General features: G+C 49.1%; 26 protein-coding genes and 1 tRNA gene. 10 read left to right on the top strand and 17 right to left on the bottom strand.

Annotated features, from left to right (window positions below):
- The first annotated feature begins 204 nt into the window (after positions 1-204).
- The 7 genes from CF168_RS15895 to CF168_RS15865 all read left to right on the top strand — a co-directional run bounded on the left by CF168_RS15895 (position 205) and on the right by CF168_RS15865 (position 7,419).
- Positions 205-1,131: a DUF808 domain-containing protein gene (locus CF168_RS15895; RefSeq protein ID WP_089068300.1), complete on the top strand. Its 927-nt coding sequence runs from the start codon at positions 205-207 to the stop codon at positions 1,129-1,131.
- A gap of 104 nt (positions 1,132-1,235) precedes the next feature.
- Positions 1,236-2,147, top strand: coding sequence for a 3'-5' exonuclease (locus CF168_RS15890; protein WP_089068299.1), 912 nt, complete (start codon positions 1,236-1,238; stop codon positions 2,145-2,147).
- A gap of 43 nt (positions 2,148-2,190) precedes the next feature.
- A complete protein-coding gene (locus CF168_RS15885) occupies positions 2,191-3,159 on the top strand; it encodes a hypothetical protein (RefSeq protein WP_089068298.1) in 969 nt (322 codons plus the stop codon).
- A gap of 306 nt (positions 3,160-3,465) precedes the next feature.
- Positions 3,466-3,542 (top strand) — tRNA-Trp (locus CF168_RS15880).
- Positions 3,543-3,700: 158 nt separating this feature from the next.
- Positions 3,701-3,991: a DUF2946 domain-containing protein gene (locus CF168_RS15875; RefSeq protein ID WP_167373652.1), complete on the top strand. Its 291-nt coding sequence runs from the start codon at positions 3,701-3,703 to the stop codon at positions 3,989-3,991.
- Between the two features lie 61 nt (positions 3,992-4,052).
- Positions 4,053-6,224, top strand: coding sequence for a TonB-dependent siderophore receptor (locus CF168_RS15870; protein ID WP_206191645.1), 2,172 nt, complete (start codon positions 4,053-4,055; stop codon positions 6,222-6,224).
- Complete coding sequence (locus tag CF168_RS15865) at positions 6,214-7,419, top strand: DUF1624 domain-containing protein (protein WP_089068296.1); 1,206 nt, start codon at positions 6,214-6,216, stop codon at positions 7,417-7,419. Before CF168_RS15870 ends, CF168_RS15865 begins: the two co-directional genes overlap by 11 nt.
- Before the next feature lie 84 nt (positions 7,420-7,503).
- Here the strand turns inward: CF168_RS15865 and dpsA are convergent, their stop codons facing one another.
- Positions 7,504-7,971, bottom strand: coding sequence for a DNA starvation/stationary phase protection protein DpsA (gene dpsA / locus CF168_RS15860; RefSeq protein WP_011621773.1), 468 nt, complete (start codon positions 7,969-7,971; stop codon positions 7,504-7,506).
- Between the two features lie 228 nt (positions 7,972-8,199).
- Here dpsA and CF168_RS15855 point away from each other — a divergent pair, with 228 nt between their 5' ends.
- A complete protein-coding gene (locus CF168_RS15855; RefSeq protein WP_089068295.1) occupies positions 8,200-8,550 on the top strand; it encodes a DNA polymerase III subunit psi in 351 nt (116 codons plus the stop codon).
- A gap of 97 nt (positions 8,551-8,647) precedes the next feature.
- Entirely contained in the window at positions 8,648-9,100 is a 453-nt protein-coding gene (rimI, locus tag CF168_RS15850; RefSeq protein ID WP_167373714.1) for a ribosomal protein S18-alanine N-acetyltransferase, read from the top strand.
- A 66-nt stretch (positions 9,101-9,166) separates the two neighbouring features.
- On the opposite strand, the gene lipA is transcribed toward rimI, so the two are convergent.
- From lipA to leuS, 14 genes are all read right to left on the bottom strand, one after another.
- On the bottom strand, positions 9,167-10,132 hold the full coding sequence (lipA, locus tag CF168_RS15845) for a lipoyl synthase (protein WP_011621776.1): 966 nt from the start codon (positions 10,130-10,132) through the stop codon (positions 9,167-9,169).
- Positions 10,129-10,782, bottom strand: a complete 654-nt coding sequence (gene lipB, locus CF168_RS15840) for a lipoyl(octanoyl) transferase LipB (RefSeq protein WP_011621777.1) — start codon at positions 10,780-10,782, stop codon at positions 10,129-10,131. Before lipB ends, lipA begins: the two co-directional genes overlap by 4 nt.
- A gap of 92 nt (positions 10,783-10,874) precedes the next feature.
- Positions 10,875-11,141: a DUF493 family protein YbeD gene (gene ybeD, locus CF168_RS15835; protein WP_011621778.1), complete on the bottom strand. Its 267-nt coding sequence runs from the start codon at positions 11,139-11,141 to the stop codon at positions 10,875-10,877.
- Between the two features lie 121 nt (positions 11,142-11,262).
- Positions 11,263-12,438, bottom strand: a complete 1,176-nt coding sequence (locus CF168_RS15830) for a serine hydrolase (protein ID WP_011621779.1) — start codon at positions 12,436-12,438, stop codon at positions 11,263-11,265.
- 144 nt (positions 12,439-12,582) lie between these two features.
- On the bottom strand, positions 12,583-13,425 hold the full coding sequence (locus CF168_RS15825; protein WP_086903353.1) for a septal ring lytic transglycosylase RlpA family protein: 843 nt from the start codon (positions 13,423-13,425) through the stop codon (positions 12,583-12,585).
- Positions 13,409-14,473 carry a lytic murein transglycosylase B gene (mltB, locus tag CF168_RS15820; RefSeq protein ID WP_089068293.1) on the bottom strand — a complete coding sequence of 355 codons (1,065 nt, stop codon included), beginning with the start codon at positions 14,471-14,473 and terminating at the stop codon, positions 13,409-13,411. Before mltB ends, CF168_RS15825 begins: the two co-directional genes overlap by 17 nt.
- A gap of 17 nt (positions 14,474-14,490) precedes the next feature.
- Positions 14,491-15,594, bottom strand: coding sequence for a rod shape-determining protein RodA (rodA, locus tag CF168_RS15815; RefSeq protein WP_011621782.1), 1,104 nt, complete (start codon positions 15,592-15,594; stop codon positions 14,491-14,493).
- Positions 15,591-17,447: a penicillin-binding protein 2 gene (gene mrdA, locus CF168_RS15810; protein ID WP_011716117.1), complete on the bottom strand. Its 1,857-nt coding sequence runs from the start codon at positions 17,445-17,447 to the stop codon at positions 15,591-15,593. The genes rodA and mrdA overlap by 4 nt, the downstream gene beginning before the upstream one ends.
- 60 nt (positions 17,448-17,507) lie before the next feature.
- Positions 17,508-17,978: a 23S rRNA (pseudouridine(1915)-N(3))-methyltransferase RlmH gene (gene rlmH / locus CF168_RS15805; protein WP_011621784.1), complete on the bottom strand. Its 471-nt coding sequence runs from the start codon at positions 17,976-17,978 to the stop codon at positions 17,508-17,510.
- Positions 17,978-18,307, bottom strand: a complete 330-nt coding sequence (gene rsfS, locus CF168_RS15800) for a ribosome silencing factor (protein ID WP_037430791.1) — start codon at positions 18,305-18,307, stop codon at positions 17,978-17,980. The genes rlmH and rsfS overlap by 1 nt, the downstream gene beginning before the upstream one ends.
- Before the next feature lie 117 nt (positions 18,308-18,424).
- Positions 18,425-19,063 carry a nicotinate-nucleotide adenylyltransferase gene (gene nadD / locus CF168_RS15795; RefSeq protein ID WP_089068292.1) on the bottom strand — a complete coding sequence of 213 codons (639 nt, stop codon included), beginning with the start codon at positions 19,061-19,063 and terminating at the stop codon, positions 18,425-18,427.
- Positions 19,064-19,075: 12 nt separating this feature from the next.
- Positions 19,076-20,107, bottom strand: coding sequence for a DNA polymerase III subunit delta (holA, locus tag CF168_RS15790; RefSeq protein ID WP_089068291.1), 1,032 nt, complete (start codon positions 20,105-20,107; stop codon positions 19,076-19,078).
- Between the two features lie 52 nt (positions 20,108-20,159).
- Complete coding sequence (gene lptE, locus CF168_RS15785; protein WP_011621788.1) at positions 20,160-20,654, bottom strand: LPS assembly lipoprotein LptE; 495 nt, start codon at positions 20,652-20,654, stop codon at positions 20,160-20,162.
- Positions 20,655-20,713: 59 nt separating this feature from the next.
- The gene (gene leuS, locus CF168_RS15780; protein ID WP_011716120.1) at positions 20,714-23,293 is read right to left on the bottom strand and encodes a leucine--tRNA ligase; all 2,580 of its coding nucleotides are present in this window, start codon (positions 23,291-23,293) and stop codon (positions 20,714-20,716) included.
- A 121-nt stretch (positions 23,294-23,414) separates the two neighbouring features.
- Here leuS and CF168_RS15775 point away from each other — a divergent pair, with 121 nt between their 5' ends.
- Positions 23,415-23,915 carry a zinc ribbon-containing protein gene (locus tag CF168_RS15775; protein WP_011621790.1) on the top strand — a complete coding sequence of 167 codons (501 nt, stop codon included), beginning with the start codon at positions 23,415-23,417 and terminating at the stop codon, positions 23,913-23,915.
- A gap of 61 nt (positions 23,916-23,976) precedes the next feature.
- On the opposite strand, the gene CF168_RS15770 is transcribed toward CF168_RS15775, so the two are convergent.
- Both CF168_RS15770 and lnt read right to left on the bottom strand, forming a co-directional pair.
- Positions 23,977-24,471: a type II secretion system protein gene (locus tag CF168_RS15770; RefSeq protein WP_167373650.1), complete on the bottom strand. Its 495-nt coding sequence runs from the start codon at positions 24,469-24,471 to the stop codon at positions 23,977-23,979.
- A 15-nt stretch (positions 24,472-24,486) separates the two neighbouring features.
- Positions 24,487-26,037, bottom strand: coding sequence for an apolipoprotein N-acyltransferase (gene lnt, locus CF168_RS15765; protein ID WP_089068290.1), 1,551 nt, complete (start codon positions 26,035-26,037; stop codon positions 24,487-24,489).
- Between the last annotated feature and the right edge of the window lie 19 nt (positions 26,038-26,056).

Below are 26,056 nucleotides of genomic sequence, written 5' to 3'. Positions count from 1 at the left end.
TGATCTTGGGCGGTGATCTTATGCCGTGTTCGGCTTAACGTGCTTAAGGATTTAATCGCTAAGCGAACTCGTTAAAATAAGTGATGTGCCTAAGATAAAGCCCATTTCGCTATTGACGATTCGCTAGGCGGGCTTAATCTAACTAAGTTACTATGGCAAAAGCAGAATTGATAAAAACAGCATTATTTGTTTAAGGGAGCATGTATGGCAGGGGCGAGTTTATTAACCTTACTCGACGATATTGCATCCATTTTGGATGACGTGGCGGTGATGAGTAAGGTCGCGGCCAAGAAAACCGCCGGGGTATTAGGGGACGATTTGGCCTTAAACGCCCAGCAAGTCACAGGCGTGAGTGCCGACCGTGAATTACCCGTGGTCTGGGCGGTCGCCTTAGGCTCGTTTCGCAATAAATTGATTTTAGTGCCGGCGGCCATGTTGATCAGCGCCTTTATTCCTTGGGCGGTGACGCCCTTGTTGATGTTCGGCGGCTTGTTTTTATGTTTTGAAGGCTTTGAGAAATTACACCACAGCTATAGCCATCGCAAAGACAAACACGCGGAGCAGGCCGAATCTGACTTACCCGAGATAAGCGATCTAGCGGCCTATGAGAAGGAAAAGGTGAAGGGCGCAATTCGCACCGACTTTGTGCTGTCGGCAGAAATTATCGCCATCACTTTAGGCATAGTTGCGGATAAGTCGCTGACGACGCAATTTTTTACCCTCGCGATTATTGGTATTGTGATGACCATAGGCGTTTATGGTTTGGTGGCGGCGATTGTCAAAATGGACGATGCGGGTCTGTATCTGAGCCAGCGTCAGGGCGAGTCGAGCTTTACTCGCTTTAATCGTAAGTTGGGTTTTGGCTTGCTTAGCGCGGCGCCCGTGTTGATGAAGAGCTTAACCATTATTGGTACTGCCGCCATGTTTATGGTGGGCGGCGGCATTCTAACCCATGGATTACATTGGGTCGGCGAGCAAATCCACCATGCCGAGCAATTTGTGGAAACCATTGCCGTTGTCGGCCCTGTGCTTGGGTTACTGACGCCGAGCATTCTTAACGCGCTCTTTGGTATTGCGGCGGGCGCGGTGGCGGTGCTGCTGATGACAGGATTCCAAAAGCTACGTAGCTGATCCGTTTTTGATCCTTTATTGCTGACCATTATAGAGTCAGCTAACCCGAGTTGCGCGAGTGCTAAGGTGCTCGCGGCGATTATTTCAGTGCTCAAGGACGAAGTATGCAATTAATGCGTTATTGCCTTTCTCCCAATAAGTTGGCTTGGCTGCGTCAGGAATTAGGCGAACATGCCGACGAGCTTATCGCGGCGATGGATGCTGCAGGGAGTCAATATCTTGCAGGGTTAGCCGAGTCACAAGCGGGGGACTTATCGGCAGCCGATTCGCAACTTAAGTTCCAATGGTTTCAGCAAAAACTCGCCCTAACGACGCGATTAACCGATGCAGAGCTGGCAAACCTCGAACCACTGTCGCTGGTGGATATAAAGGGCGAAATGCGAGTGGAAATGCGGGTCGAAATGCGGGTGGAATTAGTCACACCCGATACGCTTGCCACCGCATTACAACAACTTAGCAGTGAGTCTGTGCTGGGGTTTGATACCGAAACGCGGGCAAGCTTTGAGCCGGGTGTTCAACATCCATTGAGCTTAGTGCAATTGGCGACCTCAGATACCTGCTATTTATTTCAGCGGGCGGTATTGGGTGAGAGGCTCGCCGAGCTCAAACCTTTGCTCGAAAATGAACAGATCCTCAAAGTGGGGATTGGATTAAGGGGCGATGGCCAAGCACTGAAACGGGATTGGGATATTCAGGTCTCCCCTAGACTCGATTTGAATTGGGCGATGGCGCAGCTCGGCGCTGGGAAGGAAATGGGTACGCGGCAATTGGTGGCGGCATTACTGCATAAACGCATCGATAAACCTAAAAAAATTACCCTCTCGAATTGGCAACAGGTGCCTTTATCCCAAGCGCAAATTCAGTACGCCGCCCTCGATGCATTGGCGGCGAACCTCTGTTTTTGGCAGTTAATCGACAAGCTACAAGGTTTTTATGGCAAAACGACTGTCGGTAATAAACCCTTATTGCCGCCGAGTTTAGCCGCACGACTCGCGAGCTATTTTCATCCAGCTTAAGACTTGAGATAAGGTCGTAACGATAAGGATTAGGGGGCAAGAGATGTTGGATGCGATTTGTGTACTCACAACCGAGGCTGCGGCAGAGCACGCTTCGTCGCCATTACGACTCAATCCTCATGCTCAGGCTGGTGTCACCTACAGTGTGTTCAAGTTTCAGCAGCTACCCGAGGCTGAGATTGAGCATTTACGCCAGCATTTATATTGCCCCGCCTGCTACGGCAAAGCCTATTTTCGTAAAGCATCTAAGGATGGTAAGGCCGCCTGTTTTGGCTCCCGTTACCATGAGCTCGATTGCATCGAATTTAATCCGTCGGCGCAAAAATCCCGTGAAGAACAAGATGCCCTCGAAGTGCAGCAACAACTGCTCGACGCCGATGCCTTGGTTATCGATTTTTCGGTTAATCCCAGTAATAAGAGACCCTCTAACTCAGCGCACAAAATCAAGGCTTCCCAAGAGCAAGAGGTAGGAGCCAAAAGTGAACTTGAAAATGATACCGAGCCATTAGCGTCAGTGCAGGAGCCTAAAGCTGACTATCAAGTGGCGGCCGATAAGCCCGATATAGCCATCACGGCAAAGCGAACTCCGAGCCAAGGGCTAGAAAAGTTGCTTCATAGCCTGCTGCGCGGCTCCGAACTGGCGACTTCGGATCTTTGGGTTTACACCGATGATGAGCGAAAGTACCGCTGGCGGGCGAAGAATTTGTTTGTGAATTTTGCCGATGCGGATCCTACAGATAACAAACCCCATATGTACTGGGGCACTATCTCCCACAGCGACCCGACGTTATCTTGGCTCAATCCCGCCGACAGTAAAGACATCGGCATTCCAATTGAGGCCGTCAAAACTAAACTGTTTAAGCGCTTTAATATCGAAGATAAACGGGATTTAGAGGGCGCAGGACTTATCCTGTTTGGTAAGTGTTTTTGGAATAAGGACAAGACCCGTAAGATTATCCAGCTTTGGGACAATGATTTGCGGCGAATTTTTATCTCAACCCTTGATGATTAACCATTAGCGATGAGATTTGCCAGTGAGAGCGTGGTACGCACTGAGCTTAAATTTATCTTTTAAGGCATTTTCACGACTCTTTTGTTAGTTTTTTGCCATAGACAGAGCATCGTTTCTTAATGTTTGCTCAGTTGCAGGCGGGTTTTTAACGCTCAGCACTGAGCTTACATGCTGACTTTTTCAGCTTTATGCCAATTAAATCAACAGTAGATGGCAAACTTGTTTGAAAATTCCTCAGTTAATTAAGTTTGTCATAAAAAGTCCTTTACCTTTGAGAGTGCTTTTAGCATAATGCCCCACGTCAACAGGGGTGTAGTTCCAATTGGTAGAACAGCGGTCTCCAAAACCGATGGTTGCGGGTTCGAGTCCTGCCACCCCTGCCAAATAAAACAACGGCTTGCATAGAAATATGCGAGCCGTTTTATTTTTCGCGCGATAAATTTTCTCACCGCATTTGCTTACATTTGTTAAGTAAAGGTATTTGCAACTTTCGTAGTGTCTAACATACAATCGCAAGCCCTTTGGTTTGAGGATGTATGGTTTGAGTTCTGTGATGCAAACAAGGCGCAGATTAGCACTATGGCTTGCCGCCATCTTAGTGTTGCTGTCTGTTGCGTTTGCGGTGCACAGTGTTTCCCACCTCAATGATGATACCAAGGCCCACTGCGCGCTGTGTTTGCATCAGCATCAATTGCAGCATGCCCTCTCATACTCTCCGTTAGATTTTCAAGTTGCTCAACAGGGTATCATTTCGGTTGAGTTTGATGTTATTTCCTTTAAGACGCCATTTAGGCGCCACTTCCATAGCCGCGCGCCGCCGCTAACAGCCTAACTCCTGCTTTTTTATCTATTTCTCTTATTTTTCGAGCGCCTTGGCTTAACCAAGGTGCCCGATGCTGTTTATTTTTGGAGTAAAAATGGCTGTTTATGTGAGCCACAAGCGCTCGGCATTAGTGCTGGGCGTGGCGTTATTGGCGTTGGATGCAAGTGTTCCCCTATTGGCCGCCGAAGCTGTGCCAACTGATACCGCTGGACTTAATGACGATATCGAGCGTTTAAGTATTCATTATCGTCAGGCCTACCGCGGCAATGTGCCGGCGACTGAGTTGCCCCAAGCGATTACTGTGCTGGATGAGCAACTGATTAAAGATACTGGGCTGACGCGTTTTCAAGACTTATTGGATTATTCCGCCAGTGTCGCGCGGCAAAACAACGGTGGTGGGCTATGGGATAGTTTTTCGTTACGGGGCTTTCCTGGGAATGAAAACATGCCATCAGGCTATTTAATCAATGGTTTTAATGGTGGTAGAGGCTTTAGCGGCCATAGAGATCTATCGAACGTAGCCTATGTGGAAATCCTCAAAGGCCCGGGTTCGGCACTTTATGGACGCTCGGAGCCGGGCGGGACTGTGAATATTGTGACTAAAAAGCCGCAGTATGAGGCGCAGGGCTATTTAAAAGCGTCTGCGGGGAGTTTCGATCAATATCGGTTGGAAGGGGATTTTACCTCGGGGCTGACCGATACCTTGGCCTTTAGGATTAATGGCGCTTGGCAGGAGCATGACAGTTTTCGCGATTATGTGTTTAGCGATAAAAAGATCGTCACACCATCGCTGCGCTGGCAATTGTCGGATAGGTCATCGCTCCTGTATGAGGTTGAATATCTTAAGCAAGAACAGTTATTTGATCGTGGCGTAGTGGTGCTCAATAACGACTTTAATACCGTACCCCGTTCGCGTTATTTGGGCGAGCCCAACGATGGGCCAACGAAAGTGGATGCGACTGGGCATCAGCTTACCTATGAGTATGAATTAAATGAGGATTGGTCGCTTACCGCGGGTTATAACTATCGCGATTCGAGTCTGAATGGCTACTCATCAGATGCCGAATTAGCAAAGGGACGTCAATCCTTATATGACGATGGCCGTACTCTGACGCGGCAGCATCGCTATCGCGATTACGCTTCTGAAGACCATTCAGTGCGTGCCGAACTCAGCGGCCAGTTTGATACTGGCAGCATAAGACACAATCTGCTGCTCGGGACGGATGCCTATCATTATCGACTAAAAACGGGACTCTATCGTTATCGAGGCCAGAAGGGCGCTTATGCCATCGATATCTTTGCGCCGCAATATGGCGCGGCTCAGCCAGAGGTCAGTCTGCTGTATGAAAACCGAGAGACTCAAGATGCCTGGGGCGCCTATTTACAGGATCAATTGGAGTTAACCGAGCGTTGGAAACTGCATTTAGGGTTAAGGTTTGACCGTTATTCACAAGAAATTGCAGAGCAGGTCAACGCGAGTCTGTCGGATCAACGCGATCACAGGGTTAGCCCGAAAGTCGGATTAGTTTATCAATGGTCTGAGGCGTTAAGTGTTTACGGCTCTTATTCGGAAGGGTTTTTACCGCTTTCTGGCACTGATTATGCGGGTAATCCCTTCGAGCCAGAGGAGAGCAAATCCGTCGAGTTAGGGGTTAAGTTCAACAGCACTTGGTTTGAGCTACCCGTCAATGGCTGTTTGGCTTGGTTTGATGCGCAAAAGAGCAATATCTTGACCTCAGATCCCGTCAATGTCGGCTTTTCGGCGACCCTTGGTGAAGCCAAGAGCACGGGGATTGAGTTGGATGTCGCGGCCGAGTTGACCGAGAGCTTACAAGCGACCTTGTCCTATGCCTACCTGAATACCCGCACGGCGAACGACAGCCTGAATCTGGATTGGGGCGTGTTAATTCCGGCGGGAAGTCCGTTGGTCAATGTGCCAAAACACACGGGCAGTATCATTCTCAAGCAGGACTTAAATGATCTATCTATCGACGGTCATTTAGGGCTGAGTTGGCGTTATGTGGACTCACGCTTGGGCGATTCGGCCGATCCGAGTTTTCAATTACCGAGTTATCAGTTGCTTGGAATGTTCTTTACTACTCGGCTTGGTGAAAACCTCAGTCTCGCGCTCAATGTCGATAACCTGCTGGATGAGCACTATATCGCCAGCAGTTATTCGGCGCTGTGGGCCGTGCCGGGTGAGCCACGTAACGTTAAAGTGAGTATTAGCTATGAATTCTAATACCACTGTGACACCCGCCGCTTCGCCTGAGACACCTCAGCTGCAAGGGCGTCAGCGGATCAATAGCATCGACATGATGCGCGGCTTAGTGATGTTGATTATGTTGCTCGACCATGTGCGGGAGCGATTTTTCCTGCATATGCAGGTGAGCGACCCAATGGATTTAAGCACAACCAACTGGGCGCTGTTCATCAGCCGTTTTGCGGCGCACTTTTGTGCGCCAGTCTTCGTCTTTTTAACTGGGGTCTCGGCTTGGCTTTATGCCAATCGTGGTTATGGCGAGCCGCGCTCTGCGCGCGAGTTTTTAATCAAGCGCGGACTATTTTTAATCGCCCTCGAAGTATTGGTGATTAATGTCTCATGGATGGGCAATTATCACACACTGTGGTTGCAGGTGATTTGGGTGATAGGACTGAGCATGTTGGCCCTCGCGGCATTAATCAAGCTCCCAATACTGTGGATGGCATTACTCGGGCTATTGATTGTTTTTGGCCATAACCTATTGTCGCCTATCCATTTTACGCCGGATGAGTGGGGTTATAGTCTGTGGACGATATTGCATGACCGAGGTTATTTGATTGCTGAAGGCGAGCTTAAGCTGAAGATAAGTTACCCTGTGCTACCTTGGATTGGCGTGATTTTATTGGGCTATGTAGCTGGCCCCGTTTTTGGCCGTGGGAGTGATACGGGGCTACGTCAGCAAAAATTAATACTGTTAGGGCTTGGCTGTATCGTGCTATTTGGCTTGCTGCGTGGGTTCAATCTCTACGGCGAGACACTGCCTTGGCAGTTTGGCGATACCTTAGGCCAAACCTTAATGTCGGTATTTAATCTAACTAAGTATCCGCCATCACTGAGTTTTTTGTTGGTGACCTTGGGCGGGATGTTCTACGGCTTAGTAGTGTTTGAGCGCTATTTTGCGACAGGCTGTGTATTAGGTTGGATGGGGCAGAGGTTAGCTGTGTTTGGTTCGGTGCCTATGTTCTTCTATATCTTGCACTTATATGTGCTGCTGTTGCTGTATTCGCTGGCTAAATGGGTATTTGGCGCAAACCATGGCGAGCTTTTTGGTGTAGCGCATATGGGGGGGGTATGGCTGATAAGCTTAGTGTTGATCCCTTTACTCTATTATCCCGTGCGCTGGTTTAGCCGTTACAAAGGACAGAGTCAGCAGGCTTGGCTTAAGTATCTCTAAATTAGCTTTAGCATCAATAAATGCCCAATAAAAATGGCCGAGCGTGTGACTGCTCGGCCATTTGGCTTGGGGATGATGAAAGGATTATTCGCTTAATAAGCTACGTAACATCCACGCATTTTTCTCATGGAGTTGAATGCGCTGGGTGAGTAAATCTGCCGTTGCCTCATCATTGGCTTGGCTAACCAAGGGATAGAGCGCACGAGCGTTTCTGATCACTACTTCTTGGTCGCTTAACAGTTCACGGATCATGGTTTCTGCTTTAGTGACACCTTGATCTTCACGGATTTCAGTCAACTTGGCATAGGCCGAATAGGAGCCTAAGGCTCTTGCGCCCAATGCACGAACTCGCTCGGCGATTAAATCGACCGCTAAGGCAAGCTCGGTATATTGCTGTTCAAACAATAAGTGCAAGCTCGTGAACATGGGGCCTGTGACGTTCCAGTGGAAGCTGTGGGTCTTAAGGTAAAGGCTGTAGCTGTCGGCCAATAACTGATTTAACCCAGCAGCGATTTCTTCTCTGTGACTTTGGTTGATGCCGATGTTAATCATGGAAATTCCTCCTATTGTCCTACTCAATGGAGATAGCTTATCAAATGAGCTAAACATCTAAAGCGGTTAAAATAGATATTATAAATCGAATTTGCAGATTAAAGTCTGTGGCTTAATTGGAATGTTGAGATGGATTTGTATGAGGACTTGCCTCGAGACAATAACATTCAGCCTATTTAGCTGGTATCCTTATTCGGTGTCAGTGCCTAATGAAACCCCAATCACCCCATGAATAAATCAGCCTATTTAGCCGCAATGGAGATTACTCCCTGGCAGCTTCGCGATACTAAAGTGCGACCTTATCAAGTGGTTTGGGATGCAGATGAGATGACGCCTGCCGCCGAGCCTTTAGTCGAAACTGTGCTCGGATTAATCGGCATCAGTAAGGACGACTGTGAGTTCAACACTGAGCCACATAAGGGCAAAACCATCGTCTGGGATTTACGCCGCCACAGGGCTAGGCCCAGAGTGGCTTGGTTAGTGTCGGATCCCTTAGCGGACTTACTGTCTCGCAGTGAGGCAAAGCGTGCCTTATGGACGCAGATTTGCCAGTGGCGTGAGCAGCAATTAACGGCCTAAGTCTCTATTGGTCGTGCCCTGTATACATTATCTTAAGTTGCCTTTTAATTTGGATTGTCCCGTGAGTCATCAAGTTCTTAAAACCCTTAGTGAATCGTTGCAAATTGTGCTCCTGACGCCAACGGATGTGAGCCAAATGGCGCGCATTGAAGCCAGCGCCCATTCCCACCCTATGAGTGAGAATAATCTTGCCGACTGTTTTGGTCACTTGTACCGCGTTATTGGGTTAATGCAAAACGATGGCGAGTTGCTCGGTTTTGCGATTGTGCAGCAGATTGTCGATGAGGCAACGCTGCTGGATATTTGTTTGCCGCCGGAGCAACAAGGGCGAGGATATGGGCATCTGCTACTCACGGCGGTTATCGACGGCGCTAAGGCTGCCAAAGCTGTGGTGCTGATGCTGGAGGTTCGCGAATCAAACCTTGCGGCGCGCGCGCTCTATCAGAAGAGGGGTTTTATCGAAACCGGGCATCGCAAAGGCTATTACCCTTTGGCTGATGGCAAAGAAGATGCGATTTTGATGGATTTAGCCTTAAGCGAAACGGCTTAAGGTTTTAGAACAAGATAAGAAAACAGCGCCTTAGCGCTGTTTTTTATGGGGTTAATAAAGCGAAAGTTACTTCACTTCTTTACCCTGAGCTTGCAGGTCGGCATGGTAGCTTGAACGTACTAATGGACCACAGGCGGCGTGAGTAAAGCCAAGCTCATCGGCAAGGACTTTAAGCTCATCGAACTCGGCTGGCGACACGTAACGCTCAACCGGCAGGTGGAACTTAGACGGTTGCAGATATTGGCCTAAGGTTAACATTTCAACCTTGTGCTCACGTAAATCACGCAGCACTTGTGCGATTTCTTCGTTGGTTTCACCTAGACCCATCATCAGTCCCGATTTTGTCGGCACATTGGGGTGACGCTCTTTAAAGCGCTTCAGTAGGTCGAGTGACCATTGATAGTTCGCACCCGGACGCGCTTTACGGTAATGCATAGGCGCAGTTTCGAGGTTGTGGTTGAACACATCAGGCGGCTCGGTCGACAGAATGTCGAGAGCGGCGTCGATACGACCACGGAAATCGGGCACTAAGATCTCAATCTTAATTTCAGGATTGAGCTTACGGATCTCACGAATACAGTCGGCAAAGTGCTGGGCACCGCCATCACGCAGGTCATCGCGGTCAACCGAGGTGATAACCACGTATTTCAGCTTCATATCACGAATGGTTTGTGCCAGTTTGACCGGCTCTTCCGCATCAGGCTTGAGTGGACGACCATGGGCTACGTCGCAGAATGGGCAGCGGCGAGTACAAATTGCGCCCAAAATCATAAAGGTCGCAGTGCCGTGGTTAAAACATTCTGCCAAGTTAGGGCAAGAAGCTTCTTCACAGACCGAGTGCAGACCGTTCGAACGTAATGCTTGCTTGATCTCGAGAATACGTTGGTTAGAAGCGGGCAGTTTGACCCTTAACCAATCGGGTTTGCGTAACATGGTTTCGCGCTCAGAGGGCACGATTTTAACCGGAATGCGCGAGACCTTATCGGCATCTCTTAATTTGACTCCGGGTTGTAAACGTTCAGGCCTATTCATGACGCTGCTAATCCTTGATGATGAACTAGTTGTTGGTAGCCCAATAGTTGGCTAAGGGTAATAATGAGTTGGTCGCCTGCTTCTATCACGGTTTGTGGGCCGCCCAGTTCCTTGCATTGCACCATTTCAAGGCCAGCATAACCGCAGGGGTTAATACGGCGAAACGGCGCTAGATCCATATCGACATTCAATGCTAAGCCGTGGAAGGAGCAGCCTTTACGAATGCGAAGCCCTAAAGAGGCAACTTTGCGCTCATCCACATACACGCCCGGCGCATCGGCCTTGGCGTAGGCATTGATATCGTATTTGGCGAGCATATCGATAATGCTTTGCTCGATATGGGTCACGAGCTGACGGACGCCAATCTTGCTGCGTTTAATATCGAGGAGAGGGTAGACAACTAATTGTCCCGGCCCGTGGTACGTCACTTGGCCGCCACGATCCACTTGGATCACGGGAATATCACCCGGATTCAAAATATGTTCGCTTTTACCTGCTTGGCCTTGGGTAAATACGGGTGGATGTTCAACGATCCACAGTTCGTCTGGGCTATCGCTGTTACGTGTGTCGGTGTAATGCTGCATCGCATGCCACACAGACTCGTAATCCTGTTGTCCCAGATGCCGAATATGCAAAGTGGTGTCTTGCAAGGGCAACCTCTCCCCTAGAATTGAGTGGCGCTATTATACGCCTCTTGACCATAAATGTAAGACAGATCACATTTCATGGCCTTGAGGAATACTTATAGTACGCGGCGTACGCCTTCGATACCGGCAAGCTCAGTGTACAGTGTCTCAATATGATCTTTGCTGGTCACTGTGACGCGGATAGTCACTGAGTAGTAGCTACCTTTGCTTGAGGCCTTAACCGTGGGTGAATAATCACCAGGGGCGTGTCTTTGCACTACGGCAACGACTCTGTCGGTCAGGGCTTCGTGGGCATCGCCAACCACTTTGAAGGGGAAGGCGCAGGGGAACTCCATGAGTTCATCAAATTTCGTGTTTAACATAGTCGTGCTCTATAACCATTTTAATGGGAACTATATGGTGACGATTATACCCGATTCAAGGGCGATACTCCCCCAAAAACAACTAAGCCACCCGAAGGTGGCTTAGTTTTTGTGATTCGGATTAGCTAAACCAACCAGAAAACAGTTGCTTAAAGTAATCAACTAATTTGCTGAACCAGCTGCCTTCATTGACTTCTTGCAGGGTAACCAGCGGGAATTGCGCAATATCTTTGCCATCTAACTGGAAGTATAAGCGGCCAACGGTTTCACCTTTTTTCAGTGGTGCATCAAGTGGCTTAGTCAGTTCGAAGTTGGCTTTTAAGTCTTTTGCACGGCCACGGCTGATGGTGATTGGGGTATCAGTAGCAACACCTAAATCGACAGTGCTCTTATCGCCGTACCAAATTTGTTGGGTCACGAAGCTGTCGCCAGCCTTGTAAGGGGTTACGGTTTCGAAGAAACGGAAACCATAGGTCAGCAGCTTTTTACTTTCGGCTTTACGGGCGGCTTCACTCTGGGTGCCCATGACCACTGAAATTAAACGCATACCGTCTTTGGTGGCAGATGCAACTAAGTTATAACCCGCGCCAGAGGTGTGGCCGGTTTTGATACCGTCGACATTCATGCTGTTATCCCACAGCAGACCGTTGCGGTTATATTGCTTGATACCGTTGAAGGTATAGTATTTTTCGCTGTAGACACGGTATTCTTCGGGCACGTCACGGATAAGTGCAGCACCTAATAACGCCATATCGTAGGCAGTTGATTTGTGGTTTTCAGAGTCTAAACCGTGGGAGTTTTCGAAGTAGCTGTCACGCATGCCAAGCTGCTTCGCCCATGAGTTCATCATGTCGACGAAGGCGCCTTCGGTGCCAGCAATGTGTTCGGCCATGGCCACACAGGCATCGTTACCCGACTGGATGATGATGCCGCGGTTTAAGTCGGAAACCTTGACGGTTTTACCCACTTCGATGAACATTTTTGATGAGTCAGAGAAGTTCTTCGACCATGCATTTTTACTGATGGTCACATCATCATCTGGCGATACGTTACCGGCTTTGATTTCTTGACCAATCACATAACTGGTCATCATCTTCGTTAAGCTGGCTGGGTTTAAGCTTTCGTAGGCATTTTCTTCGGCAATGATTTGGCCCGAGTAATAATCCATCAAGACGTAAGCCTTGGCGGCAACTGTAGGTGCATCAGGGGTAACAATCGGCTGCGCAGCATAAACAGGAAGAGAAACACTCGAAATTAGCAGCAATGTTTTAATGGGACTTTTTACAAAATTCATCATTAACTTAGCACGTCTTTTTGGTTGTATTGAAAGAAAAGGCAAAATAGTTTCGCGAGTATACCATCCTTCGACAAAGGTTTTCAGTGAAGGTTCCTTCATCTGGGGTATTTTTAAGCTAAATCTATATCTTATAGTGAGCGGTCACTACTCCAAAACCATATAGCCTTCGGGGTAACCGTCTTGTTTCACTTTATTAAGTAATCGGTCGGCCAGTTCGGTTTGGCCAATTGGACCGAGCTGTAGTCTATACATATTGTTTGCCGGTTGTACACGGGTCTTGACCTGATATTTCTTCTCCAGATCCTTCGCCATTTTGTTCAGCCTATGCTGATCCTTTGAAGCCAGCAATTGTATGTAGTGATTGCCAGAGGATTGAATACTGGCGATAGCCGATTGTGTCGCGGCTTGGGTGCCAATATAGATCACATCCAGCTTAATCCGAGCGGTACCTGTGCCTAACATGCCCAGCTTATAAGCGGCGGCGTAGGATAAGTCCAAAATCCGGTCCGAATGGAAAGGGCCGCGATCGTTAATCCGAATAATGACCTGCTTATTGTTATCTAAGTTAGTGACGCGAGCATAGCTTGGCAATGGCAAGGTCTTGTGTGCACCAGACATGCCATACATGTCGTAGGGCTCGCCATTCGATGTCTCATAGCCGTGGAATTTCTCACCATACCATGAGGCGCGGCCAGTCTCTGAAAAGCCTTGGCCAGAATCTAACACCGTATAGGACTCACCATAAACCGTGTAAGGTTTATTACCGCGACGGCTGTAAGGCTCGTATTTTGGAGTCGCGTTTGGCACATGATCCACATTGGGTGGATTGATGGGCATCTTATCGTTTTTTAGCGCATAGCGGCCCTTGTTGGGATCCATGTTCTTGTTCTTCTCGCTGGCCGAGCCAGAATTAGAACTCGAGCAGGCCGCGAGCGCAAAACAGCAGCCGAGCATCAAGAGCTGTAAAAGATTATTTCTTAGCGTCATGTTGTTGCTTCAGTTGTTGGCTAAATTGGTAAACGGCCATGGAATACAAAGGGCTACGGTTATAACGGGTGATCACATAAAAGTTATTGAGCCCTAACCAGTAGTCCTTGCTATCCACTTGTTCCAGTTCGATAAGCATGGCCTTTTGCGAGGCATTTAAATCGCGGGCGGTGGCCAGCGATAAACTTGGGGAGAGAATATCTGAAACCTTGTACTGCAACTTCTCGCCGGCCCACACTTTGGCTTTAGGCGCATTGGCACTGCTGTTCACTAAGGGGAGCACAACGGGCGCGTGCAATTGCCAGCCGTGTTCATGGAAATAATTGGCAACACTGCCAATGGCGTCCTCTGGACTCTGGAGTAAATCACGGTTGCCACTGCCATCAAAATCCACGGCATAGTGGCGGTAGCTTGACGGAATAAACTGACCAAAGCCCATGGCGCCAGCGTAAGAACCCTTGAGGCTATTGATATCTAAGTGTTCTTCTTTTACCAGCTTCATCAGCTCGCCAAATTCCTTGCGAAAGAAAGTGGCTCTTGGCTCGTAATAAAACCCTAAGGTATAGAGCGCGTCTATTACTGGATAATTGCCCGTGTACTGACCATAGAAGGTTTCGATACCAATAATGGCCACAATAATTTGTGGCTCGACTTGGTACTGAGTGGCGGCTTTGGCAATCGTTGCCTCGTGTTTTTTCCAGAAGGCTAGGCCCGCGTTGAGGCGTTTCTCGGTGAGGAAAATCGGATAATACTGGTGCCAAGGCTTAGCTTCCCAAGGGCGAGAAATCGCATCGATAACCGCCTGGTTGTAATTGGCTTTGGCCAAGAAATTTTCCACTTCGGCTTGAGTAAAGCCTTGTGCCATTTGGGTTTTAATAAACTCTGCCTTTAAGGCCTCGGGCAATACAGGTGTTGGCGCCTGTGTGGTGACGGCCGCGCTTGGTGGCGGTGTCGTTGTTGCTGGCTCGTTCGCGGTCGAGCAGCCAATGAGGTATGAACTGAGGCAAAGCACTGCCAGTGGAGCCAAACAAGCTCGAAGAATAGGCATTAAGAAGTCCCTAAAAATTATCTATCTACAAAACGTCTATGGGTATGAATGCTCATAAGAATGCCAAACCCTGTCATCAATGTCAGCATGGAAGTGCCACCATAACTGACAAGGGGTAAAGGTACACCCACCACAGGCAGGATACCTGAAACCATACCAATATTCACAAAAACATAAACGAAGAAAGTCAATGTGATACTGCCGGCAAGGAGTCTGGCAAAGCTGGTTTGCGCCCGAGAGGCGATGACTAAGCCGCGTCCGATGATGTAGAGATACATCAGGAGCAGGATAATGCTGCCTATCAGGCCAAACTCTTCACCGATCACCGCAAAGATAAAGTCGGTGTGACGTTCGGGGATAAATTCTAATTGGGATTGAGTGCCATCGAGCCAACCTTTACCCCAGAGGCCACCAGAGCCGATGGCAATTTTCGATTGGATAATATGGTAACCCGCACCTAAGGGATCCTGCTCTGGATCGAGTAGGGTCAATACGCGGGTTCTTTGGTAATCGTGCATCAGGAAGTACCAAAGAATTGGCAAGAAGGCCAATACGGCGGCAATAAATCCGCCCACAATTGCCCAGCTCATGCCCGATAAAAACAGCACGAAAATGCCCGATGCGGCAACCAAAATCGAGGTGCCTAGGTCAGGTTGTTTGGCAATTAAAAGCGTCGGCACTAAGAGGATCACCGCTGCGCCCGCAAGGTAGCGTTTCTTCGGCGGCAGAGGGAACTTACTGATATACCAAGCCATAGTAATGGGGAAGGCGAGCTTAATCAGCTCCGAAGGCTGAAACTCCATAAAGCCTAAGTTCAACCAGCGTTGTGCGCCTTTATTGATTTCCCCAAAAAAATGCACACCAAGCAGTAGCACAATCCCCGCAAGGTAAATCGGTAGGGCCCAGCGTTTGAGCGCCTCGGGATTGATCTGCGCCATGGTAAACATAATGCCTAGGGATAAAAACATCCTAAACAGTTGGCGCTCCATCATGCCAAGATCTTCACCGCTGGCGGAGTAGATAACAAACAGGCCAAAGCCCATGACGGCAAACAGGCCGAGCAGTAAGGGCAAGTCGATATGCAATCGTTGCCAGATGTTTTGACGTTGATGGGCACTCATGGCGTTGGTTTCCAAGTGTCTCTTAGCATGTATTCATCGAGCATGGCGCGGGCGACTGGGCCTGCGTTTGCGCCACCCCAGCCGGCGTTTTCCATTACCACAGCGAGGACGATTTTAGGATCTTCAAAGGGCGCGTAGGCGACCACGAGGGCGTTATCGCGGAAATGCTCGGCAATCTTATTGGCATCGTACTTAGTGTTTTCGGCCACGCCAATGACCTGCGCCGTACCGGTTTTCATCGCGGCCGTGTAACTGGCATCGGTGAAGCGAGACTTATGAGCCGTTTGGCGCATAGCTTCGTTGATGATTTTCCAGTTACGCGGGTTCTTAAGTTCAATCGGCGGTAACTCGTTAATGGGTGAGTCAATTTTAGCCGTATTATCCTTAATCGACTTTAACAAATGTGGTGGGAAGCGGCGGCCATCGTTGGCGAGAATGGCGGTGGCGCTGGCCAATTGCAATGGCGTGGCGGTCCAGTAACCTTGGCCGATACCGACAGAAATGGTGTCACCAATATACCAAGCTTGATTGTATTTTAAGCGCTTCCACTCTTTCGACGGCATATTGCCCGCCGACTCTTCGAAAATATCGACACCGGTATTTTGTCCAAAGCCGAATTGCTCCATAAAGCGGGCGATAGGATCGACACCAATTTTATAAGCCAATTCATAGAAGTAGGTATCGCAGGATTCCACGATGGCGCTGTAGACGTTCACCCAGCCATGGCCCCAACGTTTCCAGTCGCGGTATTTACGCTCCACGCCGGGGATTTGCCAAAAGCCAGGATCCCAAATGCGAGTGTGTTCGGTGACGGCTTTTTCATCCAATCCCAGCAGGGCAATAATGGGTTTGACTGTCGAAGCTGGCGCATACTGGCCTTGGGTCGCGCGGTTAATCAGTGGGCGAGATTTATCGTTTAATAAATCACTGTAATCTTTGCTGTTAATCCCTTGAACGAACTGATTCGGGTCGTAACTAGGGCTTGAGACTAGGGCTAAGATGCCGCCGTCCCTCGGGTCGATAGCGACAATCGAGCCACGGTGACCTTGGAGTAATTCCACGGCCTTTTGCTGTAATTGCAAATCGAGGGTCAAGTAAATATCTTGCCCAGGCTCCGGCGGCACGATTTTAAGGGTACGGATAGTCCGGCCGCGGTTGTTCACTTCTTCTTCGAGGTGACCCGGCGTGCCGTGCAGCAGAGATTCATAAAATTTTTCAATGCCTTGTTTACCAATATCCTTGGTGGCGGCATAGTTCTTCCATTGATCGTTACGCTCCAATTGGGCGCGATCGCGGGTGTTGATTTTGCCCACATAGCCCAGCACATGGGTGAGCTGGCTCGCATAGGGGTAGTTACGCTTTAAACCCGCCTCAACGGAAATCCCGGGAAAGCGATGCTGATTCACGCTAAAAATCGCCACTTGCTCTTCAGTCAGCTGATTTTTAAGGGTAAGCGGCTTAAAGCGGCGGTGAAACTTTAAGGCGTCGGTAAAGGTTTCGCGCTCATCTGGGGTGATTTCGATTAACTTGCCTAGCTCGTCCAAGGTCTCGGACATATTGGCAATTTTCTCAGGCACCAGATCGAGGGAGTAAAAGGGTTGGTTTTCGGCGAGGAGTACGCCGTTTCTGTCGTAAATCAGGCCACGGCTTGGGGCGATGGGCACGACACGAATACGGTTGTCATTAGAACGTGTTGCGTAATCTTTATAGGATTCAACCTGAAGGTGATAAAGATTGGTCACCAACACGCTCAGGAGGGCGACAACACAAAAAAAAGTGAACAGCGCACGGCGCTTAAACAGTGACGCCTCGGCGGCGTGGTCGTGCATGGTTATCCGCTTTTTTGGCGACACTTAGGCTATCTCCAGCTGATCCCATCCGGGTGGTTGACACTCGTTAACATCAAGATCCCGCTATTCTCTGTGGTAAGGGTGATTGGTGTTCACGCTCCACGCGCGGTATAAGCTTTCGGCAACCACAATCCGCACCAGAGGATGGGGCAGGGTCAATGCCGATAGGCACCAACTCTGATGGGCGGCTTCCTTACAGGCGGGCGCTAAGCCTTCGGGGCCGCCAACCAGTAAGCTCACATCACGACCATCGAGTTGCCATTTGTTCATGGCGGTCGCCAATTCTGGCGTAGTCCAGTTTTTGCCGGGAAGATCTAAGGTGACAATGTGATTGCCCTTAGGGATTGCCGCTAACATTTGCTCGCCTTCCTTTTGCAGGATACGAACGATATCAGCGTTTTTTCCGCGCTTGCCGGCAGGGATTTCGATAAGTTCCAGCGCCATATCTCGGGGGAAGCGGCGTTGGTACTCTTCAAAGCCGCGGGTGACCCAATCGGGCATCCGTGTCCCTACTGCGATAAGTTGCAACTTCATTAGGCTTGCTTTTCTGACCAGAGCTTTTCAAGCTGGTAGAAATCGCGGGTTTGGTCTTGCATAACATGCAGGATCACGTTACCCATATCCACCAATACCCATTCGCTGCTGTCGCGGCCTTCGATACCGATTGGTGGAATGCCAGCGGCTTTCGCTTCGAGCACGAGGTTTTCGGCGATCGCTTTCACGTGAGTTTTAGATGTACCTGAACAAATCACCATATAGTCGGTGATGTTAGATTGGTTGCTGACATCGATAACCACGACGTCACGGGCTTTTAAATCGTCGATTTTGTCGACAACAAACTGCTTTAATTCGGCGCTCTGCACGCTGATGTACCTCATTCATTTTAAATAGCGCGCTAGTATATCAGTCTTAAGCGGGGGAATACATTCTCTTAGCGATCTTAGCGGCTGAGTTTGTACTCTTAGCGCTTGATTTTCAGCCTAAGAAAAATAAAGCCGTTGTTTTTGAATGTAATTTAGAGTGACGGGTAGGAGGGCGTCCTGTGGAATTTCCCCCATGGCCAGCTGTGAGCGAATTTGAGTGGACGAAATATCCTGTGGGCTGATATCAACGGTAAAGATGCGCCCATGTTGCGGCGCGCTTGAGTGACTTAAGGTTTCAAGCGTTGCCTGACGTGCGCTTAGCTCATGCTGCATTGGGTGCCCTTCGGCTAAATGCCAGCCCGGGCGCTGACATACCACAATATTGGCTAATTCAAACAGTTGTTGCCATTTGTGCCAGCTTTGCAGGTGAATAAACGAATCCATCCCCATAATAAAAAACAGTTCGTCATCGGGATAAAGTCGACTTAACTGCTGAAGGGTGACAACCGTATAGGATGGGCTGTCGCGTTTAGCTTCGATATCACACAGCTCAAAACCTGTTAATGCCTCACATACCTGCGCGACCATTTCGAGCCGCTGCGCCGTGCTCGAATGAGTGGTGTTTTTATGCGGCGGAATATGGTTGGGCATCAGCAGGATGTTATCCAGCTTGAGACAGGCTTTGACTTCCATTGCGGGGCGAATATGGCCGTAATGTATGGGGTCGAAGGTGCCGCCTAAAATACCGATACGCATTCAGTCAGTGCCTTAATCTAAGCTGATATGGGCCAAATGGCCGTGGGCCTTAGGATCGAATAATAAGCACAGGTGGCTAAGCCCTGTCCAATCTTCATGGCCTAATTGCTTTAGGTTCAGCTCCAGTTTAGACGCGAAGGCAAGCATATATTCGATTTGGGTAAGGCTTAAGCGCTGCATCGCGGTCTGGTACAAGGGTTTGCGTTTATCCCAAATTCGATGTTTACCAAACAGGCTATTTAAGGGCGCGCCTTGGGCTTGTTCACTCTTGAGGCTAAGCAGTAACTGCAGCTCTTTGAATAAGGCCCAGAGTAAAATCGGCATGGCCGTGCCTTCGCCGTTGAGTTGGGCCAGCATATGCTGAGCACTGTCTTGGCGATTATTCAGCAGTGCATCGGTGAGCTGAAATACGGTAAAGCGGGATTGATCTTCAAAGTAATGGCTTAACTCGTCGGCACCGATAGGCTGGCTTGGGCTTAACAGTTGTAGTAACTGCATGGCCTGATCGGCGGCGAGTAAATTCCCTTCGTAGAGGCTGTAAAGCATAGCGCGCGCATCGGGCTGTAAATTCAGCTTAAAATGCGCAATGCGTGAGTCGAGCCAACGTCTAAATTGGTCGCCCTCTGGCGTAGTGCAGGGCAAATAAATCCCTAAACTATCCAAGGTTTTGAACCACTTGCTATTGGTTTGCTCGCTGGCGAGTTTTGGGCCTTCGAGGATCAGCAGCACATCTGGATTTGGCGTTTGCAGCAATGCTTGTAGCGCCGCCGAACCATCTGCACCGGGTTTTGCGTTGGGCAGTGTTAGCTCAATGATGCGCCGACTAGAAAACAGGCTCATGGATTGCCATTCTTGGGTCAAGTCACCCCAGTTAAAACCCGTTTCTTGAATTAACTGAACGCGCTCTTCAAACCCTTGGCGTTTGGCTGCTTGGCGGATCTGATCCTTGGATGTTTCGAGCAACCAAGGATCATCACCAAAAATCAGGTAGCAAGCGTGAAGCGGATTGAGATGGCGGGAGAGTTGATCAGGATAAACACGCATTTAAACCACTCTCCACATTTTATTGCAGTGCCACATTAATTTGGACCCTGCATTAATTCACCTCTGTGCTGGCCATGGATTGCAGGATCCTGTCGGCCGCTTGAATACGCATTTCTTTGACTAACAGTTCCATCTCACGGCTTTTCGCCAGTGCGGTGCGAGGGTCGTCTAAGTAATCGCGGCGAATTTCAATCTTGAAAGGCTGCGCCTCTTTGCCCGGCAAGGCCACGGCAAATTCGACGAAATAGATAAGCTCATACTCAGCCACATTGCCCGTAGGGTAAAGTGACAGGGTAGAACGCTCTAAGGAGTCGGTGATGAGCCTTAACACTGGCACATCATTGGCAGCATCGACAATCTTGACGTTGTTCAAACGTAACCGCTCACGCACCAAACGGGTGAGTTCGCTGTATTCGTCCGAGCTGCTCAAACTGAGTTGATTGAGCTGCTCGGGGATTTGGTAGCTACGTTGAAGCTTAAAACCGCAACCTGCGCTGGTCATAATGACCAGCGCCATGATTGCGAAAGCTAAGCGTTTAATTAGCATAAGTTTTCGCGGTTTCCTGTTTGTCTTGTGGACAGCATCCGTTTATCACAACAACGATGTTAGTTGGCAACGATGCTGAGCAGTTTACCGGGTACATAGATAACTTTACGAACCGTAACACCATCTAAATACTTGATGACTTGCTCGTCCGCCATACCCAGCGCTTCAACAGACGCTTGGTCAGCATCGGCAGCGACAGTGATCTTAGCGCGCACTTTACCGTTCACTTGTACCACGATGAGTTTGCTGTCTTCTACCAGAGCAGATTCATCCACAACAGGCCATTGGCTGTCTTCGATGCTGTTGGTGTTGCCCAGTTCGTTCCACAGGGTAAAGCTCACGTGTGGGATGATTGGGTACAGTAAACGCACTACCGCAGTTAAAGCTTCGCCGATAATGGCTCTGTCTTGACCTGTGGTTTGTGGCGCTTTTTGCAGGTGGTTCATCAGTTCCATCACGGCGGCAACCGCAGTGTTGAACATCTGGCGACGGCCGATATCATCGGTCACCTTAGCGATGGTCTTGTGCACTTCACGGCGCAGCGCTTTTTGCTCGCTAGTTAATTTGCTAACGTCTAAGGCTTCGCTGTTGTCCTGCGCCACATAATCGCTGGCCAGTTTCCACAGACGTTTGATAAAGCGGTGCGCGCCTTCAACGCCAGACTCTTGCCATTCCAGGGTTAATTCTGGTGGTGATGCGAACATCATAAACAGACGCACAGTGTCGGCACCGTATTTCTCTACCATCACCTGTGGGTCGATACCGTTGTTTTTCGACTTAGACATCTTGCACATACCGGTGTAAACCAGTTCGTTACCGTCTTTATCGATGGCTTTGGTGACTCGGCCTTTATCGTCTTTTTCTGTGGTTACTACATCCAGCGGAGACACCCATACACGGGCACCCTTGTCGTTGGTGTAGTAGAAGGCATCGGCTAAAACCATGCCCTGAGTCAGCAATTGTTTCGCTGGCTCGTTAGAGTTAACCAGACCCGCATCACGCAGCAACTTGTGGAAGAAGCGGAAGTATAACAAGTGCATACAAGCGTGTTCGATACCACCAATATACTGATCCACAGGTAACCAGTAGTTAGCCTTAGTTGGATCTAACATTTGGTCTGCTTGTGGGCTGCAGTAACGTGCGTAATACCAAGAAGATTCCATAAAGGTATCGAAGGTATCGGTTTCGCGCAGCGCATCTTGGCCGTTAACTTGGGTTTTCGCCCACTCTTTGTCAGCCTTGATTGGGCTTTGGATTCCGTCCATCACCACATCTTCTGGCAGAATAACTGGCAGTTGATCTTCAGGCGTTGGAATAACAGTGCCGTCGGCTAAGGTCACCATAGGAATAGGTGCGCCCCAGTAACGTTGACGTGATACACCCCAGTCGCGCAGACGGTAGTTGACTTGGCGTTTGCCTTTACCTTCAGCCACTAACTTGTCGGCGATGGCATTGAAGGCGCCGTCAAAGTCTAAACCGTCGAACTCACCAGAGTTAAACAGTACGCCTTTTTCGGTGTAAGCCGCTTCGCTGATGTCTAACTCGCCATCAACAGGCTTGATAACTGCTTCGATGGGCAGATTGTACTTTTTAGCAAATTCGTAATCGCGTTGGTCGTGGCCAGGGACTGACATCACGGCGCCGGTGCCGTAGTTCATCAGTACAAAGTTCGCCGCCCAAATAGGCACTTGTTTGCCAGTGATGGGGTGAATCGCGTAAAGGCCTGTTGCTACACCGCGTTTTTCCATGGTGGCCAAATCGGCTTCTGAAGTGGTGCTGTTTTTGCACTCTTCAATAAATTGAGCCAGCTCTGGGTTAGTTTGAGCCGCTAATTCTGCTAATGGATGACCGGCAGCAATCGCCACATAGGTTACGCCCATCAGGGTATCGGGACGCGTTGTGTAGATATCGAATGACTTGTCGCTACCTGCCACACCGAAGGTCATTTCCACGCCTTCACTGCGACCAATCCAGTTGCGCTGCATGGTCTTAACTTGCTCAGGCCAGCCGTCTAAGGTGTCGATATCGTTTAACAGTTCTTCGGCGTAGGCGGTGATCTTAATGAACCACTGTGGAATTTCTTTTTGTTCTACAGGGGTATCACAACGCCAGCAGCAACCGTCTTGTACCTGCTCGTTGGCCAGTACGGTTTCATCGTTAGGGCACCAGTTAACAGAAGCTGTCTTCTTGTAAACTAAGCCTTTTTCGTACAGTTTAGTGAAGAACCATTGTTCCCAGCGGTAGTATTCTGGGGTACAAGTGGCGATTTCACGGCTCCAGTCGTAGCCAAAACCTAAGAGTTTTAGCTGATTCTTCATGTACTCAATATTTTGATAAGTCCATGGTGCTGGGGCTGTTTTGTTGTTGATTGCGGCGTTTTCTGCAGGCAAACCGAAAGAGTCCCAACCGATAGGTTGTAGCACGTTTTTGCCTTGAAGACGCTGGAAGCGGGCAACCACATCGCCTATGGTATAGTTGCGAACGTGTCCCATGTGGAGTCGACCTGAAGGATAGGGGAACATCGAAAGGCAATAAAACTTTTCTTTGTTCGCATCTTCAGTAACTTCGAAGGTTTTGTTGTCGTGCCAGTGCTTTTGCACTAAGGCTTCAATTTCTGAGGGATTATATTGCTCTTGCATCACGCTATTTCCGGCAGTGCCGCCTATTTATTTGATCTAACGCCATATCGACGCGAATAAGATCTGCATAGAATAAACTAGAAGCGATGCATTAAAAAGGTTCTATGAAGGAGTATTGGTTATGAATGATAGAAGTAGTGCGCTACTAGGACTGTATCAAGCCTTAATTAACGAAGTGAAAGCGCAATTTGCGGAAGATAACTCGCTGACTGCAAAGAATTTATTTAAGTCTGTCACTCAAGGGAAGGAGTTTTTACGCCTCAAAGAACAAGCGGGGGAAGATGAGCTCGCCTTAGTGGAGCAATTCTTAAAGCGTGATATCGCCAGCTTTTTGCGTGAGCAAAATGCCGACAGCTTAAGCCACAGCCCGACGGTGATCACCCTTGAAAACACCCTTTGGCATTGGTTAAGTGAAATCACTGACCGCAGCCAAGTGGAGTGGCACGAGTTGACTCAAGACTTCAAACACCACGGCTATTACCAGAGTGGCGATATTGTGAGTCAAGGGGTGATGGTATGCACTAACTGCGGCCATGAAATGAGTATCGAGTTCCCGGGGGTGATCCCAGATTGCCCCGAGTGTGACCATGAGGAGTTTACCCGTGAGGCGTTAACGCCTTAAGGGGATTGCTTCAACGTGCATAAATAAAAAACGACGCTTAGCGTCGTTTTTTTGTGAGTCATTAACAGCCTTGAACATTGATATCGTAAAGCGGCGGAGTGCTCGAATCTGCAGCTTGGGTGTAGCGGAAATAACACTGATCGTCGTCGACGATAGAATTGTCATTTAAGTCGTAACCAATATAAGTAATATCAATGCCTTGGTATTGAATAACGAGTTTATCGTCTTTCGTTATCCATTTTTCGATATCGGTATTGTCCAAATATCCCCACTTGAGACGGGTGTCGGGGTCGCCATCACCATTGAGGTCGATGTCGATAATATCGTCACGGCCCACAACGGCTTGGCTTTGCAAACTCGGCATTTGGGTCTTGGAATAGGCCAAGGTATTGGCGGTTTTTACGCTGGCTTGAAGTTGCAGCAGACTTTTCTCCCGCGCCTCTTTGCTCATACCGATAAATTTCGGCGCTGCAACAACCGCTAAAATCCCGAGCACTATGATAACGACGACGAGTTCGATTAAGGTAAAACCTTGAATGCGTTTCTGATTAATCAATTTCTAACTCTATTGTTATTTTTTACGACGAATAAACCCGACTAACAGCAGCGCACCACACAGCAATAGCAGCGGTGTTTGACCGATTTTGGCAAACCAAGTTTGGCCTGTAACCAGTGGAATCGTCGCGCTTAGCACGCCCGTTTCAAATTGCGGCAGTGCAGCTGTGATATTGCCTTTCTCATCAACAACCGCGGTCACGCCGTTGTTGGTGGCGCGCACCAGAGGACGGCCCAATTCGATGGCGCGCATTTGGGCGATTTCCATATGCTGCAACGGCCCATTTGAGGTGCCAAACCATGCATCGTTCGATACGGTTAACAGCAGATCGGTGCCGAGGTTAACACTGTCACGCAGCTGCTCTGGGAAGGCGATTTCATAACAAATTGCCGGAGCAATTTTATGGCCTACGGCGCTCAAGTTCGGCTGTTGATAATCGCCCCGAGCGAAGGAAGACATCGGCAGATTGAAGAAAGGCGCAATCGGGCGCAGTAAGGCTTCAAAGGGCACAAACTCGCCGATAGGCAGTAGATGGTGTTTCTTAAACTGGTTGCTGCCATCGCTCTCATAATCCGGCGTATCTTGCTGCTTCTGATTATGGTTACCTAGAACTATCAAAGAGTTATAAAACTCGTCATGCTGACGGCTAATAATCCCCGTGATGATTGAAGTGTGGTTAAGGTTGGCAACCTTGTTAGCATTATCCAAAAAGTCTTGCACCATGGATTCTGGCGCCGGGATAGCAGCTTCTGGCCAGACGATAATGTCAGCGTCGAAGTGCTCACGGGATAAATCCATGTATTTCAATAGGGTTGGCCAGAGCGCCTCGGGTTCCCATTTCATACTCTGGGGAATGTTTCCCTGCACCAATGCAACTTTAACTGATTCGCCTGTCGGCTGGATTTGCGTTAGCTTTGGGGCAACCCAAGCCGCAGCTGCGATGATTGGCAGTAAAATTATCAGGCTTTTGTAGCGCTTGCTAAAACACAGGGCTAAGGCGCCCGCGAGCATCGCAATTAAGAAACTGAGTCCTAGGGCACCAATAATACTTGCGAGTTCCTTTAATGGACCTTGGGTTTGGGAGTAGCCGGCCCAGATCCAGGGAAACCCTGTCATCACCCAGCCTCTAGCCCATTCGGTTAAGACCCAAAGCGCGGGGAAGAGTAATAGATTGCGCCATAGCGACGGAGTATTAGTGCGGGTCAACCACGCTAAACCTAGACCCGTTAAGGCCGGATAGAGGGCTAAATAGAGGGCTAACAGTGCCATTAGCCCCACTGACGCGGCTAAGGGGAGGCCACCGAAGGTGTCCATACTGACATGTACCCAACTGATCCCAACGGCAAAACAGCCAAAACCAAAGCTTAACCAATGGAAGAAGCTGGCTTTAGGAGTCAAGGAGCAACTCAGCCACAGGGCTAAGGCCATGGCGACGGGATAGATAATCCACAAGGAATAAGGGGCAAAGGAAAGCGCCGTACTGGCGCCTAAAATAAACGCCAGCACGAGCCGTAACACGCTCAGTCGGGACTTTTGTTGGGCAAAAGCCCGAATGTTAGTTAGCACGGATAATTCTTCTTACACT

The sequence above is a fragment of the Shewanella bicestrii genome, assembly GCF_002216875.1.
GTDB lineage: Bacteria > Pseudomonadota > Gammaproteobacteria > Enterobacterales > Shewanellaceae > Shewanella > Shewanella seohaensis.
This window is presented reverse-complemented; position numbering and strand designations above follow the sequence as displayed.

Bases quoted from the DNA above. Each gene is read 5' to 3' on its own strand.
- leuS (WP_011716120.1), bottom strand. From the start codon at position 23,293: ATGCAAGAGCAATATAATCCCTCAGAAATTGAAGCCTTAGTGCAAAAG.
- CF168_RS15865 (WP_089068296.1), top strand. From the start codon at position 6,214: ATGAATTCTAATACCACTGTGACACCCGCCGCTTCGCCTGAGACACCT.
- lipA (WP_011621776.1), bottom strand. From the start codon at position 10,132: ATGAATAGGCCTGAACGTTTACAACCCGGAGTCAAATTAAGAGATGCC.
- CF168_RS15890 (WP_089068299.1), top strand. From the start codon at position 1,236: ATGCAATTAATGCGTTATTGCCTTTCTCCCAATAAGTTGGCTTGGCTG.
- CF168_RS15830 (WP_011621779.1), bottom strand. From the start codon at position 12,438: ATGATGAATTTTGTAAAAAGTCCCATTAAAACATTGCTGCTAATTTCG.
- rlmH (WP_011621784.1), bottom strand. From the start codon at position 17,978: ATGAAGTTGCAACTTATCGCAGTAGGGACACGGATGCCCGATTGGGTC.
- CF168_RS15825 (WP_086903353.1), bottom strand. From the start codon at position 13,425: ATGACGCTAAGAAATAATCTTTTACAGCTCTTGATGCTCGGCTGCTGT.
- ybeD (WP_011621778.1), bottom strand. From the start codon at position 11,141: ATGTTAAACACGAAATTTGATGAACTCATGGAGTTCCCCTGCGCCTTC.
- CF168_RS15775 (WP_011621790.1), top strand. From the start codon at position 23,415: ATGAATGATAGAAGTAGTGCGCTACTAGGACTGTATCAAGCCTTAATT.
- CF168_RS15855 (WP_089068295.1), top strand. From the start codon at position 8,200: ATGAATAAATCAGCCTATTTAGCCGCAATGGAGATTACTCCCTGGCAG.
- mltB (WP_089068293.1), bottom strand. From the start codon at position 14,473: ATGCCTATTCTTCGAGCTTGTTTGGCTCCACTGGCAGTGCTTTGCCTC.
- CF168_RS15895 (WP_089068300.1), top strand. From the start codon at position 205: ATGGCAGGGGCGAGTTTATTAACCTTACTCGACGATATTGCATCCATT.
- holA (WP_089068291.1), bottom strand. From the start codon at position 20,107: ATGCGTGTTTATCCTGATCAACTCTCCCGCCATCTCAATCCGCTTCAC.
- CF168_RS15885 (WP_089068298.1), top strand. From the start codon at position 2,191: ATGTTGGATGCGATTTGTGTACTCACAACCGAGGCTGCGGCAGAGCAC.
- rodA (WP_011621782.1), bottom strand. From the start codon at position 15,594: ATGAGTGCCCATCAACGTCAAAACATCTGGCAACGATTGCATATCGAC.
- dpsA (WP_011621773.1), bottom strand. From the start codon at position 7,971: ATGATTAACATCGGCATCAACCAAAGTCACAGAGAAGAAATCGCTGCT.
- nadD (WP_089068292.1), bottom strand. From the start codon at position 19,063: ATGCGTATCGGTATTTTAGGCGGCACCTTCGACCCCATACATTACGGC.
- CF168_RS15870 (WP_206191645.1), top strand. From the start codon at position 4,053: ATGCTGTTTATTTTTGGAGTAAAAATGGCTGTTTATGTGAGCCACAAG.
- lptE (WP_011621788.1), bottom strand. From the start codon at position 20,654: ATGCTAATTAAACGCTTAGCTTTCGCAATCATGGCGCTGGTCATTATG.